The organism is Kitasatospora sp. NPDC059827, assembly GCF_042731675.1.
Classification (GTDB): domain Bacteria; phylum Actinomycetota; class Actinomycetes; order Streptomycetales; family Streptomycetaceae; genus Kitasatospora.
The window spans coordinates 22,458-37,385 of the sequence record NZ_JBHWIV010000053.1; the positions used below are offsets into that span (position 1 = coordinate 22,458).

The 14,928-nt window shown below is 75.6% G+C and carries 6 protein-coding genes; 2 read left to right on the plus strand and 4 right to left on the minus strand.

Annotated elements, in window-relative coordinates; all coding sequences use genetic code 11:
• Positions 1–2: 2 nt before the first annotated feature.
• From ACFV8H_RS27960 to ACFV8H_RS27975, 4 genes are all read right to left on the minus strand, one after another.
• Complete coding sequence (locus ACFV8H_RS27960) at positions 3–9,788, minus strand: amino acid adenylation domain-containing protein (protein WP_380405227.1); 9,786 nt, start codon at positions 9,786–9,788, stop codon at positions 3–5.
• A gap of 119 nt (positions 9,789–9,907) precedes the next feature.
• Complete coding sequence (locus tag ACFV8H_RS27965) at positions 9,908–10,120, minus strand: MbtH family protein (protein WP_375891657.1); 213 nt, start codon at positions 10,118–10,120, stop codon at positions 9,908–9,910.
• Between the two features lie 107 nt (positions 10,121–10,227).
• Positions 10,228–10,386 (minus strand): hypothetical protein, encoded by a 159-nt coding sequence (locus ACFV8H_RS27970; protein WP_380405231.1) that lies wholly within the window; start codon positions 10,384–10,386, stop codon positions 10,228–10,230.
• Positions 10,387–10,735: 349 nt separating this feature from the next.
• A complete protein-coding gene (locus ACFV8H_RS27975) occupies positions 10,736–12,064 on the minus strand; it encodes an IS256 family transposase (RefSeq protein ID WP_380405234.1) in 1,329 nt (442 codons plus the stop codon).
• A 411-nt stretch (positions 12,065–12,475) separates the two neighbouring features.
• On the opposite strand from ACFV8H_RS27975, the gene ACFV8H_RS27980 reads away from it, so the two are divergent.
• Positions 12,476–13,462, plus strand: a complete 987-nt coding sequence (locus ACFV8H_RS27980; protein ID WP_380405237.1) for a LuxR C-terminal-related transcriptional regulator — start codon at positions 12,476–12,478, stop codon at positions 13,460–13,462.
• 158 nt (positions 13,463–13,620) lie between these two features.
• Positions 13,621–14,874 carry a phosphotransferase family protein gene (locus ACFV8H_RS27985; RefSeq protein ID WP_380405240.1) on the plus strand — a complete coding sequence of 418 codons (1,254 nt, stop codon included), beginning with the start codon at positions 13,621–13,623 and terminating at the stop codon, positions 14,872–14,874.
• Positions 14,875–14,928: the final 54 nt, after the last annotated feature.

Consider the following 14,928-nt stretch of genomic DNA (forward strand, 5'->3'; position numbering starts at 1 on the left):
CCCTACGCCGGACCGCCGGGCCGGCGCATCGGCCGGAGGGCGGGCCGGGCCTTGCGGGCCGCGGGCAGCGCGTCGGCGAGCTCGCCGACCGTGGGGTGGTCGAAGAGGGTGCGGATCGTCATCTCGACGCCCAGGGCGGTGCGGATCCGGCTGACCAGCTTGGTGGCGAGGAGCGAGTGGCCGCCGAGGTCGAAGAAGTCGTCGTCGATGCTGACCGTGCCCAGCCCGAGCACCTGGGCGAACTGCTCGCACAGGCTCCGCTCCTGGGTGGTGCGGGGGGCGCGGCCCTCGGGGGCGCCGCTGTAGTCGGGGGCGGGCAGGGCGCGCCGGTCGACCTTGCCGTTGGCGGTGACGGGGAGGGCGTCGAGGACGAGGACGGCGGCCGGGAGCATGTAGCCGGGGAGGCGGTCGGTGACGAAGGTGCGCAGTTCGCCGGGGGTGGCGTCGCCGGTGACGTAGGCGACCAGGCGTTTGTCGCCGGGCCGGTCCTCGCGGACCAGGGCGAGGGCCTGGCGGACGGCGGGGTGGGCGGTGAGGGCGGCCTCGACCTCGCCGAGTTCGATCCGGAAGCCGCGGATCTTGACCTGGTCGTCGGCGCGGCCGAGGAACTCCAGCACGCCGTCCGGCCGGCGCCGGACGATGTCGCCGGTGCGGTACATCCGCTCGCCCTTGCCGCCGTACGGGCAGGCGACGAAGCGTTCGGCGGTGAGCGCCGGGCGGCCGAGGTAGCCGCGGGCCAGGCCGGCTCCGGCGAGGTGGAGCTCGCCGGGGACGCCGACCGGGACGGGCTGGAGGCCGTCGTCCAGGACGTACGCCCGGGTGTTCGCCATCGGCCGGCCGATCGGCACCGTGTCCGGCACCGAATCGGCGGCGGGCAGCGGCAGTTGGGTCGCGCAGAGGGTGATCTCGGTCGGGCCGTAGAGCACCCGCACGCCGATCCCGGGGACGGCCGCCAGCACCCTGCGCACGGCGGGCGCGGAGACCACGTCCCCGCCGGTCAGCACCTCGCGCACCCCGGCGAAGACGCCCGGGTCCTCCTCGGCGATGACCCGGAACAGGCCGGCGGTGACGTGCACGTGGGTGAGCCCGTGCGTCCGGACCAGCGCGCCGATCGCGGCCGCGTCCAGGTCGCCCGCCGGGGCGACGACCACCTGGCCGCCGGAGAGCAGCGGCGCCCAGATCTCGTAGGTCGAGGCGTCGAAGGCGTGCGGGGCGTGGAACAGCACCCGCAGCCCGTCGGGGTGCTGCCAGCACGGGTCGGTGGCGAGCTGGACGACGTCCCGGTGGGTGATGGCGATGCCCTTGGGCACTCCGGTGGAGCCGGAGGTGAACATCACGTAGGCGAGCTGTTCCGGGTGGACGGCGGGGCGGTGGGAGCGCCGCCGCAGCGGGCCGTCGAAGCGCTCCGGGGTGAGCGTCAGGACGGGGCAGGGGGCGTCGGCGGCGAGCGGGTGGTCGCGGTGGGCCGCGTCGACCAGGACGAGCGCCGCCCCGGTCTCGGCGGTGATCCGCCGCAGCCGCTCGGCCGGGTGCCGGTCGTCCAGCGGGACGTAGCTGCCGCCGGCCTTGAGGACGGCCAGCAGGGCGGTCAGCAGCTCGGCGGAGCGGTCCATCAGCAGGACCACCGGGGTGTTGGCGCCGACGCCCGCTTCGGCGAGGTCGGCGGCCAGGTGCTCGGCCCGGGCGTCGAGTTCGGCGTAGCTCAGCCGTCCGCCGTCGGTGACCACGGCCACCGCGTCGGGGGTGGCGGCGGCCCGGGCCTCGAACAGCTCGGGCAGGGTCGCCTCCGGGACGGGGAGCGCGGTGTCGTTCCAGCCGGTGAGCAGCTGCTCGCGCTCGGCCGGGTCGAGGATCTCGACGGTGCCGATCGGCGCGTCGGGGTCGGCCGCGACGGCGCGCAGCACCCGCAGCAGGCGCTCGGCGAGCGCGCCGGCGGTGGCCGGGTCGAAGAGGTCGGTCGCGTACTCGATCGCCACCGTCAGGCCCGCCTGCGGGCCCTGTTCGGTGAAGCGGAAGGACAGGTCGAACTTGGCGACGTCCAGTTCGAAGGGGTGCTCGGCGCAGGCCAGGTCGCCGAAGGCGGTGGGGACGGCCGCGCGGCTCTCCAGGGCGATGAGGGTCTGGAACAGCGGGTGGCGGGCCGGGGTGCGAGTGGGGTTGAGCTGTTCGACCAGGCGCTCGAAGGGGAGGTCCTGGTGGTCGAAGGCGTCCAGGTCGGTGCGGCGGACCCGGTCGAGGAGTTCGCGGAAGCCGGGGTTGCCGGAGGTGTCGGTGCGCAGCAGGAGGGTGTTGACGAAGAAGCCGACCAGGTCGTCCAGGGCTTCGTCGGTGCGTCCGGCGACGGGGGTGCCGAGCGGGAGGTCGGTGCCGGCGCCGAGCCGGGTGTAGAGGGTGGCGACGGCCGCTTGCAGGACCATGAACAGGCTGGCCTGCCGATCGGCGGCCAACTCGGCCAGCGCGGCGTGGAGTTCGGCGTCGACGACGGCCGTGGCCAGGCCGCCGCGGTGGGTCGGCGCGGCCGGGCGCGGGCGGTCGTAGGGCAGCGCCAGTTCTTCCGGGGCGTCCGCCAGGGCCTGCTGCCAGTGGGCGAGTTGGGCGCTCAGCAGGGCGCTGGGCTGCTCCTGGTCGCCGAGCAGCTCGCGCTGCCAGAGGGCGTAGTCGGCGTACTGGACGGGCAGCGGCCGCCAGTCGGGTTCCGTGTGGGCGTGGCGGGCCCGGTAGGCGGTGGCGAGGTCGTGGAAGAGCGGGGCGACCGACCAGCCGTCGGCGGCGATGTGGTGCATCAGGACCAGCAGGACGTGCTCGTCGTGCGGCAGGGAGAACAGCGTGGCGCGGACGGGCAGGTCGCGGGCGAGGTCGAAGACCTCCCGGCCGGCCTCGGCCAGGGCGGTGCGCAGCGCTTCCTCGTCGGCCACCGGCACGGCCCGCAGGGGGAGTTCGGGGGCTTCGGTGACCAGCTGGTGCGGCCGGCCGTCGGTGGTCGGGACGAGGGTGCGCAGCACCTCGTGCCGGGCCACCACGTCGCGCAGCGCCAGTTCCAGGGCGGGGTGGTCGACCGCGCCGGTGAGCCGGACCGCGACGGGCGTGTTGTAGAGCGCGCTCGGGCCCTCGAACTGCTCGATGAACCAAAGGCGTTGCTGGGCGGGGGAGAGCGGCACCAGGGCGGGTCTGGCCTGGGGGTGCAGCGCCGGGCGGGCCGGGGTGTCGACGGTCGGCAGGGCGGCGGCCAGGGCGGCCACGGTCGGGCGGTCGAAGAGGGTGCGGATCGGCAGCTCCGCGCCCAGGGCGGCGCGGATCCGGCTGGCCAGCTTGGTGGCGAGCAGGGAGTGGCCGCCCAGGTCGAAGAAGTCGTCGTCGATGCTCACCGAGGCCAACCCGAGGACCCCGGCGAAGAGTTCGCACAGCGTCTGCTCGGTGCTGGTGCGGGGGGCGCGGCCCTCGGGGGTGCCGGTGTAGTCGGGGGCGGGCAGGGCGCGGCGGTCGACCTTGCCGTTGGGGGTGACCGGCAGTGCGTCCAGGGCGACGATCGCGGCCGGGAGCATGTAGCCGGGCAGCCGGTCGGCGACGAAGGCGCGCAGCTCCTCGGAGCCGGCCTCGCCGGTGACGTAGGCGACCAGGCGCTTGTCGCCGGGCCGGTCCTCGCGGACCACGGCGACGACCTGGCCGACGGCGGGGTGGGCGGTGAACGCGCCCTCGACCTCGCCGAGTTCGATCCGGAAGCCGCGCAGCTTGATCTGATCGTCCGCTCGACCGGCGAACTCCAGTTCGCCCGTGGTGGTCCAGCGGGCGAGGTCGCCGGTGCGGTACATCCGGGTGCCGGGGGCGCCGTAGGGGTCGGCGACGAAGCGTTCGGCGGTGAGGGCCGGGCGGCCGACGTAGCCGCGGGCCAGGCCGTTGCCCGCGAGGTAGAGCTCGCCGGGGACACCGACCGGGACGGGCCGCAGGCCGCTGTCGAGGACGTAGGCCCGGGTGTTGGGCAGGGGGCGGCCGATCGGGACGCTGCCCGGCACCTCGGCCGCGGTGGTCATGCCGTGGTGGGTGGCGAAGGTGGTGGTCTCGGTGGGGCCGTAGCCGTTCACCACCCGCAGCCCGGGGCAGTGCTCCAGCACCCGGCGCAGCGCGACCGGCGAGACGACGTCCCCGCCCGTCCACGCCTCGCGCAGCCCGGCGAAGGCCTGCGGCGCCTCGGCGGCCAGCACGTTGAACAGGCCGACCGTCATCCAGGCGGCGGTGACGCCGCCGTGCCGGAGGGTGTCGGTGAGTTCGGTGACGCCGAGGCGTCCGGCGGGGGCGAGGACGAGGCGGGCGCCGGCGAGCAGGGGGGCCCAGAGTTCGTAGGTGGAGGCGTCGAAGGCGGTGGGCGAGTGCACCAGGACGCGTTCGTGGGCGCCGCCCGCGAAGGTGCCGCCGAGGGCGAGGTCGACGACGGAGCGGTGGGTGACGCCGATGCCCTTGGGAGTGCCGGTGGAGCCGGAGGTGTGCATTACATAGGCCAACTGGGCTGCCCGCAAGGGGAGATCGAGGTTGGCGGCACGTTCCTCGCTGACCGTGAGGGTGGTCAGCCCGGCCAGCGCGGGGTGGTCGCGGTCGGTGACGGCGATCCGGGCGCCCGCGTCGGTGAGGACGGCGGCGAGGCGCTCCTGCGGTTGGGCGTCGTCCAGCGGGACGTAGCTGCCGCCGGCCTTGAGCACCGCGAGCAGGGCGATGACCAGGGCGGGGGAGCGCTCCAGCAGCAGGGCGACCGGGGTCTCGGTGCCGACGCCCGCCTCGACCAGGCGCAGGGCCAAGCCGTTGGCCCGGGCGTTGAGTTCGGCATACGTCAGCTCGGTGGAGCCCGCGACCAGGGCGATCGCCTCGGGCGTCGCGGCGGCCTGAGCCTCGAACAGCTCGGGGACGCTCCCCGAGGGCAGCTCCGCCACCGGCCCGTGCCCGCCCGCCAGCAGCCGCTCGCGCTCGGCGCCGGTCAACACCTCGACGGTGCCGAGGAGTTCGGCCGGATCGGCGACGATCCGGTCGAGCAGGGCGAGGAAGCGGTCCAGCAGCGTACCGGCCTCGGCGGGGCCGAAGGCGTCCGGCTGGTGGTCCAGCCGCAGCTGGAGGCCGTCGCCCGGGGTGAGGGCGAGCAGCAGCGGGTAGTGGGCGCTGTCGACGTCCTCGACCAGGGTGACCTGGGTGGCGCCGCTCGGGTCGGCCGCGTCCAGGGCGGACGGGTCGGGGTAGTTGCCGTACACCGTGACGGTGTCGAACAGGCTGCCCAGTCCGGCGAGTTGCTGGATCTCGGTGAGGCTGAGGTGCTGGTGGTCCAGCAGCGCGGACTGCTCGTGCTGGAGGCGCAGCAGCAGCTGCCCCCAGGACTCGGCCGGGTCGAGGGTGACCCGCACCGGCACGGTGTTGATGAGCAGGCCCATCATCCGCTCGACGCCCGGCAGGTCGTGCGGCCGGCCGGAGACGGTGGTGCCGAAGAGCACGTCGGTGCGGCCGGTGAGCCGGGCCAGCAGGACGCCCCAGGCGGCCTGGACGAGGGTGTTGAGGGTGACGCCGTAGCGGCGGGCGGTGCGGCCGAGCGCCTCGGTGGCCGCCGGGGTGAGGCCGGTGTGCAGGCGCAGCGGCAGTCGGGGGGCGGCCGTGGCGCGGCCGGGCGCGAGCAGGGTGGGCTCGTCCACGCCCGCGAGGGCCTGGGCCCAGGCGGTGCGGGCGGCGGCGCCGTCGCGCCGGGTGATCCAGCGCAGGTACTCCCGGTAGGGGGCGGCCGGGGGCAGCGGCTGGCGGAAGTAGAGGGCCCAGAGTTCCTCGGCGAACAGCGGGGTGGACCAGCCGTCCAGCAGGATGTGGTGGGCGGCGGCGATCAGCCGGTGCCGGCCGGGGGCGAGGGTGAGCAGGGTGTAGCGCAGCAGCGGCGGCCGGGTGAGGTCGAAGCGGCGGCCGTACTCGGCGGCGGCGATCCGGTCGGCCTCGGCCTCCGGGTCGGCGTGGCCCGTCAGGTCGAGGACGGTGAAGGGGAGTGCGGCCCGGTCCGGGACGGCCTGGACGGGCGGTCCGTCGGGGCGCTGGTGGAAGCCGGCCCGGAGGTTGGGCTGGCGCAGCAGCAGGGCCTCGGCGGCGGCGCGCAGCCGGTCGGCGTCGACCGGGCCGGTGAGGTCGAAGGTGCAGACCGAGGTGTAGACGTCGGCGCCGTCGGTGTCGTACGCGGCGTGGAAGGCCATGCCCTGTTGCAGCGGGGAGGTCGGCCAGACGTCCACCAGGTGCGCGGGGGTGTGGAGTTCGGCGAGCCGGTCGATCTCGTCCTGGCCGAGGGCGACGAGCGGGAAGTCGGCGGGGGTGTGCCCGCCGGCGTCCGGCCGTTCGGCGTGCTCGGCGAGGGCGCGCAGGGCGGTGAACCAGGCCTCGGCGAGGGCCCGCACCCGCTCCTCGTCGAGCAGTTCGCCGGCCCAGGACCACTGGGCGACCAGCAGCGGGCCCTGCGGGGTGTCGACGGTGGTGGCGTCCAGGCCCAGCACCCGGCCGAGCGCGAGGTCGGGGGCGGCGCCCTCGGTCATCGCCTCGGTCCCGGCGTGAACGTCGTCGGCGCTGACGCCCTCGGGCTGGAAGCGGCCCAGGTAGTTGAACTCGACCTGGGGGTCGGCGTGTTCGGCGAGCACCTCGGCGGTGGCCGGGTTGAGGTGGCGCAGCAGGCCGTAGCCGATGCCGTTGTCGGGGACGGCGCGCAGCTGCTCCTTCACCAGGCCGAGGGCCCGGCCGAGCGCCGGTCCGGCGGCGGTGACCTCGGCCCAGGTGAGCGGGCCGGGGGCGAGCCGGACGGGGTAGACGGAGGTGAACCAGCCGGCGGTGCGGTGCAGGTCGACGCCCTCGACCACCTCCTCGCGGCCGTGCCCCTCGACGTTCACCAGCACGGCGCCGTCGGGGTCCGTCGCGTCGCCGCGCCAGTGGGTGAGGGCGAGGGCCAGCGCCGTCAGCAGGACGTCGTTGACCTGGGCGTGGTAGGCGGCGGTGACCTCGGTCAGCAGGGCCCGGGTGGTGTCGGCGGGGAGCACGACGCGCAGGGTGCCGCCGGTGGCGTAGGTGTCCTTCGCCTGGTCCAGCGGGCGCGCGCCGAGCAGTGGGTCCGGGGTGGCCAGCGCGCCCTGCCAGTACGGGAGTTCGGCGGCCCGACGGTCGCTGCGGGCCTCGGCGGTGAGCCGCTGGGCCCAGCGCCGGAAGGAGGTGGGCACCGGCGGGAGCTCGGGGGTGCGGCCCGCGCGGGCGGCGGTGAGCGCGGCGAGCAGGTCCTCCTCGACGATCCGCCAGGTGACGCCGTCCACCACCAGGTGGTGGATCACCAGCAGCAGCCGGGCGGGCCGGTCCGGGCCGGCCTCGAAGTGCACGGCCCGGAGCATCCGGCCGTCCTCGGGCGAGAGCCGGTCGCGGGCGGCCTCGGTGGCGGCGCGCAGGGCGTCCGGGTCGGCCGGGCCGGGGATGCTGCTCAGCACCTCCTCGGCGGGGACGGCCCCGGGGGCGGGGACGTGCAGCGTCCAGGGGCGTTCGGCGAGCGGGGAGGTGCGGGCGCGCAGCAGGTCGTGGTGGTCGAGCAGCGCCTGGAGGGCCGTGGTGAGGTCCCGCCGCCCGGTCCCGGCGGGGAGGGTGAGCAGGGTGGACTGGTAGAAGCTGCCGACGGCGCCGCGCTGTTCGGACAGCCAGTGCACGATCGGGGTGGGCGGCACCTCGCCGAGGCCGGCGCCGGGCGGCTCGACGGCGACCGGGCCCTCCAGCGGGCGGGCGAGCAGGGCCAGCGCCTCGACGCTGGGCGCCTCGAAGACGGCGCGGGGGGTGAGCCGGAGTCCGGCCTGCCGGGCCCGGGAGACCAGTTGGATGGCGACGATGGAGTCGCCGCCGAGCTCGAAGAAGGAGTCGGCGACCCCGACCCGGGGCAGCCCGAGCACCTCGGCGAAGAGCCGGGCGAGGGCGTGCTCCACCTCGCCGGCCGGGGCCCGGCCGCCCTCCTCGGCGGTGCCGAGCGCGGGCGCGGGCAGGGCGCGCTTGTCCACCTTGCCGTTGGGCGTCAGCGGCATCCGGTCCAGCACCACGACGACGGGCACCATGTGGTCGGGCAGCTGCCCGGCGCAGTGGGCGCGCAGCTCGGCCGGGTCGGCGGTGCCGACGGTGTAGCCGACCAGCCGGCGCTCGCCCGGGCGGTCCTCGCGGACCAGCACCACGGCCTGGCGGACGCCGGGGTGGGCGGAGAGGGTCTGCTCGATCTCGCCGAGCTCGACCCGGAAGCCGCGGATCTTCACCTGGTCGTCGGCCCGGCCGAGGAAGTCCAGCTGGCCGTCGGGGCGGAGGGTGCCGAGGTCGCCGGTGCGGTACATCCGCTCGCCGGGCGCGCCGAACGGGCAGGCGACGAAGCGGTCGGCGGTCAGGCCGGGGCGGCCCAGGTAGCCGCGGGCCAGGTGCGGGCCGGAGACGTACAGTTCGCCGACGGTGCCCGGCTCCACCGGGCGCAGCCGCTCGTCCAGCAGGTGGATCCGCACGTCCTGGCAGGGGTGGCCGATCGGGGGCTGCTCGGTGCCGGTGAGCGGCTCGCTCATGGTGACGATGACGGTGGTCTCGGTCGGCCCGTAGCTGTTGAGCATCAGCCGGTCCCGGCCGAGCCGGGCGGCCAGCTCGCGCGGGATGGCCTCGCCGCCGCCGATCAGGGTGCGCAGGGTCGGCAGCGGGGCGTCCGGCAGGGTGGCGGCCATCGCGGTGGCGACGTCGGCGTGGGTGACGCCGTGCCGGTCGATCAGCTCGGCCAGCGCCTCGCCGACCAGCTGGCTCTGCTCGCGGGGGAGGACGAGCGCGGCGCCGGTGGTCAGCGCCACGGCCAGGTCGGAGACGGAGACGTCGAAGCTGAGCGAGGCGGCCTGGAGCACCCGGCTGCCGGGGCCGACGCCGGTGGCGGCGACCTGGGTGCCGATCATGCTGGGCAGCCCGGTGTGGGTGACGGCCACGCCCTTGGGCAGGCCGGTGGAGCCGGAGGTGTAGATGACGTACGCGGTGTGGTCGGCGCTCAGCGGCCGGACCCGCTCGGCGGTGGTGAACGGGGTGCCGGGCCGGTCGGCCAGGTCGGCGAGGTGCGCGGCGGAGTCGAGCAGCAGCCGGGGGGCGCCGGTGTCGGGCAGCCGCTCGGCGGCGTCGGCGGTGGTGAGCACCAGGGCGGCGCGGGAGTCGGTGAGCATGTGGCGCAGCCGCTCGGCGGGGTAGGCCGGGTCGGCGGGCAGCCAGGCGGCGCCGGTCTTGGTGACGGCCAGGATCGCGGCGACCGCCTCGGGGGACTTGGGCAGGGCGAGCGCGACCACGTCCTCGGTGCCCAGGCCGCGGGCGGCGAGCACCCGGGCCAACCGGTTGGCGCGGGCGTCCAGTTCGGCGTACGTGAGGGTGGTGGACCCGGCGTACAGCGCGGGGGCGTCCGGGGTGCGGGCGACCTGGGCGTCGACCAGGGCGCCGAGGGTCGGGCGCGGGTCGGCGGCGGTCGTGCGCGGGTCGGCGGCGGTCGGGGCCGGGCCGGGAGCGGTCGGGGCCGGGTCGGCCAGCCGGGTGGCCAGATCGGCCGGGGTCGGGGCGTCCAGCAGCAGTGGCAGCGGCACCCGGAACCCGAGCTCGGCGCGCACCCGGGCCAGCAGCCGTACGGCGGCCGGCCGGTCGCCGCCCAGCTCGAAGAAGCCCGCCGCGGGGTCGACCGACTCCCGGCCGAGCACCTCCGCGAACAGTCGACACAGCACCTCGGCCGGTCCCGGCCGCGGGTCGGTTCTGTGCGTCTGCTGGTCCCCGGACATCTGCTTCTCTCTCCCTCGTTGCTGCGTGACCCGCGGGCGGTCGGCCCGGTCGGCGTGGTCGGCGTGGCTGATAGGTGGCCGGTCGGTGACGGCCGGTGACGGCCGGTCAGGCCGGTCGGTCAGTGGCCGGACAGGTGGGCGACCAGGCTCTTCGGCCGCAGGTCCTGCCAGTTCTGCTCCACGTACTCGACGCACTCCGGCCGGCGGGCCGCGCCGAAGACCTGGTGCCAGCCGTCGGGCACCGGGCTGAACACCGGCCACAGCGAGTGCTGGCCCTCGTCGTTGGCCAGGACGAGGTAGTCGGCCTCGGGGTCGTCGAACGGGTTCGCCATCGTCGGTTTCCTCTCTGTTGGGAGAATTACGAGGAGGGGGGAATTTCGTCGGCGCGCGGTGAACGGCTCACGTCGGCCGGCGGTTCACCGGGTTCGCCCCAGTGCGTTCACGGGCCCCAGCCGGAGTCGTCCCCGTGCACGGCCGAGGGACCTGCGGCAACGGTGGACTGGTACGGTGCGGCGTGGATCTGGAGGCCGATCCCGGCGACCAGGAGAACGGCGAGAATCCCGAGCATCTTGTGAATGCGAACGGCAAGATTCGTCATGGCGAATTCCTCTTCCTGAGGCGGGCGGTGTGTGCGCTCCTCGCTGTGAATGAATCCTGCCGAGGCCCAAACTGGCGTGGAAGCTCTGGCCGTTATCGGGATCACGCAATGCGGGAACCGGAAGCGTGAACAGACTGTGCCAAAATCGGGCAGAACTGATGCAAAGAACACCTGGGTCTGTCAGATCAGTGGTGGGAAGGCGGGCGCACGGTGGCCCGCCCGTGGCCGGAACCCCACCCCGGAGGCCGGGAGTCGGGGTCGACGGAGGTCGGGAGCGCCCACGACAGGTCACTGCCGGGATTGCTGAGGTAAGGTCAACTATCGGTAAAGCAGAGGCAGTTGGACGGCATCAGTGCCGAGAGCCCCGACGCAGCTCCGCGCGGACGGCCGGCCAGTCCCCGGTCCACGGCCGGCGGGCCCCGGCCGGCGACTCCAGGGCGAGGGTCGCCAGGTAGACGCGCTTGAGCGCGGCCCGCTCGTCCCGCACCCGCCCCGCGGCCTGCTCGATCCGGCGCAGCCGGGCGTGCAGCCGCTCCAGCGCACCCCCGCCCGCCAGCAGCCGCCGCGCCTCCGGGCCGAACCGGAACCCCGGGGCGAGCAGCGGCCACGCCGCCCGCCAGACCCGGAACACCTCGCGGTGGCCCGGCCCCCACTCCCGCTCGGCCCGGCCCAGCCGCTCCAGCGCCGCCGCCTCGGTGGGCGCGGTGCAGATCTCGTGCAGCACCCGGGCCAGCCCGCCCCAGTCCTCGCCCGGCGCGTGCCGCAGCGCGGCGTGCAGCAGGTGCGCCACCGAGGTGTGCACCACGGTGCGCGGCCACCGCGCGGCCGCCGCCTCGGCCAGCCCCGCACCGGCGGCGCCGACCAGCACCCAGACCTCGCGCACCCCGCGCTCGGCCAGCCCGGCCAGCACCTGCGGCCACTGCTCGCCGTCCTCGGCGGGCCACAGGCCCAGCACCTCGCGCAGCCCGTCCGTGGAGATCCCCAGGGCCAGGTGCACCAGCGGGCCGCCCGAACGCCCGCTGCGCACCGAGTCGACGAAGACCACCGGGTACACCGGGTCCAGCGGGCGCCCGCGCCGGTCGGCGAGCTCGTCGAGGACCTGGTCGGTGATCACCGAGACGGTCTCCCGGCTGATCTCCACCCCGTACACCTCGGCCAGGTGCGCCACCAGCTCGCCCGAACTGAGGCCGCGCGCGGTGAGCGAGACCACCAGTCGGTCCAGCCCCGGCAGTCGGCGTGCCCGGGGGCGGACCGTACGGGGGGCGAAGCTGCCCTCCCGGTCCCGGGGGACCCGCACCTCGACCGGCCCGATCTCGGTCAGCAACCGCCTGGCCCGGGCGCCGTTCGGGCCGTTGGGGCCGCGGTGACCGGCCGGCCCGCCGGAGCCGCCCGGGCCACCGGCCGCCCCCGCGGGGTTGTTGGTGCCCGGGCCGCGCAGGTGCTCCTGGAACTCCAGCTCCAGCGCACGCTCGATCAACTGCTTGGCCAGCGCCTGGAGCAGGCCGCCGTCGCCGAGCAACTGCACCGAGCCCGCGCCGACCTGCGCCGCGGCAGCCTCGGCGAGCTGCCGCACCAACCGCTGGTCCACCAGCCCGGCCGGGTCGACCAGTCCTGCGGGATCCACCAGTCCTGCGGGATCCACCAGCCCGGCCGGGTCCACGAGCCCGGTCGGATCCACCGGTCCGGCTCGATCCACCGCGCCGGGCGTCTCCACCGGCGGGGGCGGGTCGGGATCAGCTCGCAACAAGGGGGTGCCCTCCGTCCGTCCGTCGGCCGGGCCGGTCCGCCGGCCCTTCGCTCCGGCCGCCCTGACGGGGCGACGCGCGCAATGCGGCGGCCATCCGCCCGTTACCGCAGCCGGGTACGGTCGTCCTCGCCGTCACCACCGTCGGACGCCGTTGCCGGGCATGCCCGGTTTCGCCGTCAACCGCTGATTTCCGCGCCTTTAGGGCGTACACTCGCGGCTGTCATGGCCCGGGGGGGATGCGTCCGAACGGCAGGTGAGCACCATCCTGCCCTTCCGGGCGTCTGGCTGTTGCCGGTGCGGGCATTCGTGAAAGCGCAATGCCGAAGCCGGAAGGATGCCCAGATGTGCCTATCCCAGGACACCAGCGCGGAAATGGGGACACCCCAACTCTGTGACCGGGGGGTCGAGTTCTACCGGATCGCACTCGCCGAAGGCGGTGCCAGCGCCGGACAGGCCCCGGAATGCCTGGTCAGCATGGGCCTGCTGCGCACCCTGCCCGGCGCCGGGCATCGGCTCGCCCCCGTCCCGCCCGACCTCGCGGTCACCGGCCTGACCCGGCCGCTCGAACTCGCCGTGCTGGCCCACCAGGAGCAGCTCGCCGAACTGCGCACCGCCTTCACCGCCGCCGAGCACGCCTACCGCGACGTGATGAGACAGGCCCAGCTCCCGATCCGCCTGCTGGCCGGCGAAGAGATCAACCCGGCGCTGGAGAAGGCCGTCGCGGCCTGCACCGAGGAACTGCGCACCGCCCAGCCCGGCGGCGGCCGCGGCGCCGACCACCTGGCCGCCGCCCTCCCGCGCGACCTCGCCCTCGCCGAACGCGGCGTCCGCCAGCGCACCCTCTACCAGCACACCGTCCGCGCGCACGGCCCGACCCTCGCCTACATCGAGCAGGTCTCCGCCCGCGGCGCCCAGGTGCGCACCCTCAACGAGGTCTTCGACCGGATCATCATCTGCGACCGCTCCACCGCCTTCATCCCGGCCGGCGCCCAGCGCGAGGCCGCCGCGGTGCTCATCCAGTTCCCGCCCCTGGTCGAGTACCTGCTCAAGATCTACGAGTTGATGTGGGAACGCGCCGAGCCCGTCACCTACCTGGAGGGCCACCACCGCCCCCAGCTGCTCACCGACCGCACCCGCCGCAACGTCCTGCGGCTGATGGTCAACGGGTTCACCGACGAGGCGATCGCCAGCCGCCTCGGGATGAGCACCCGTACGGTCTCCAGCCACATCCAGAAGGCCAGCGAGCTCCTCGGCAGCCGCAGCCGGGGCCACCTCGGCTACATCATCGCGCGCGAAGGCGTCCTGGACGAGCCGCTCGACGAGCTCTGACGTCGATCCCGGTGACAACTCCCGGGTGCGACGGACCGGGCGGGACCGCCGGCAGGAGGCTCCGGGCAGCGCAGCCTCACGGCGGCCCCGCGACGAACGGGTCCGCCGCCCGGGAAAACCGGTCGCCACCGCCTCGCTCCGTGGGCGAAGCTGCTCGGATGCAGCGAGCGAACAGCCGGACCGTGACCGTCGACCTCACCCACGGAGGCGCCTACTACGGGCAGTTGGGCCCCTTCGAGATGGACCTCGGCTGGTGGTCGGCGGTCGACGGCGTGGTCGCCCGGGCCACCGAACTGGCCGGCGTGCCGGTGCTGGTGACCAGACTCCTCGACGGGCACAGCGCGGACCCGGGCCACGGCGGCCGGGTCCGCTACCACGCCGAGGCGCTCCGGGCGCCCGCCGCCCTGACGCCCCGCCCGCCGGACGCCGGGACGGCCGCCCTGCTGGCCCCCGCCGCCCGGCGGGCCGCCTGGGCCACCCCGGACGGGCTGCGCTCGGCGCTGGCATGGGCGCGGGAGCGGCTCGCCGACCTCGGCCGGCCGACCGGGGCGGCGCGGCAGATCCGGACCTGGAACCTGTCCGGCCTCTTCCGGTTCCCCTCCCCCGTCGGGGCCGACGCCTGGTTGAAGACCACCGGCCCGGAGTTCAACGCCGCCGAGGGGGAGGTGATCGCGCTGCTCGGCGGGGTCGACCCCACCCTCGTCCCGCCGGTGCTCGCCGCCGACCCGGCCGCCGGCCGGCTGCTGCTCGACCACGTCCCCGGCGAGGACTGCTGGAGCCCGAGCGAGGCGACCGTCGCCGACGTCGTCCCGCGCTTCGTCGCCGCCCAGGCCGCGCTGGCCGGGCGGCCCACGGCCCTGGCCGGCCTGCGCGACCGCACGCCCACCACCCTGCACGCCCAGCTGACGGCGCTGCTGGACCGGCTCCCCGCCGAGACCGACCTGACGGCGCCCGAACGCGACCGGCTGCACCGGTTCGCTGCCGAACTGCCCGCGCTGCTGGACGAACTGGCCGCCTGCGGCCTCCCGGAGACACTGCTGCACGGCGACTTCCACCCCGGCAACTGGCGCACCGGAGACGCCCGCCCGGTCGTGGTCGACTACGCCGACGCCTGCCTCGGCCACCCGGCCCTGGACGGGCTGCGCCCCCGCGCCTACCTCACCCCGGCGGCCTGGCACCACCACGCCGAGGTCTGGACGGCGGCCTGGCGCGAGCACGCCCCGGGCTCGGACCCGCACCGCGCCCTCGAACTCGCCGCTCCGCTCCACCACGTGTCCTACGCGCTGCGCTACCAGGAGTTCCTGGACCACATCGAGCCCAGCGAACGCCCGTACCACGAGGGCGACCCGGCCGCCGAACTGCGCGCCGCCCTGGCCGCGGCCGCTCCCGGGGGAGCCCGCGACGCACGGTGATCCCCGGTGCCGTGCGCGGTGGAGGCCGTCGACACGACACCGGGGTCAGCGGGT

Excerpts from the sequence above, each read along its gene's own strand:
- ACFV8H_RS27985 (WP_380405240.1), top strand. The coding sequence starts at position 13,621 with ATGCAGCGAGCGAACAGCCGGACCGTGACCGTCGACCTCACCCACGGA.
- ACFV8H_RS27980 (WP_380405237.1), top strand. The coding sequence starts at position 12,476 with ATGTGCCTATCCCAGGACACCAGCGCGGAAATGGGGACACCCCAACTC.
- ACFV8H_RS27960 (WP_380405227.1), bottom strand. The coding sequence starts at position 9,788 with ATGTCCGGGGACCAGCAGACGCACAGAACCGACCCGCGGCCGGGACCG.
- ACFV8H_RS27965 (WP_375891657.1), bottom strand. The coding sequence starts at position 10,120 with ATGGCGAACCCGTTCGACGACCCCGAGGCCGACTACCTCGTCCTGGCC.
- ACFV8H_RS27970 (WP_380405231.1), bottom strand. The coding sequence starts at position 10,386 with ATGACGAATCTTGCCGTTCGCATTCACAAGATGCTCGGGATTCTCGCC.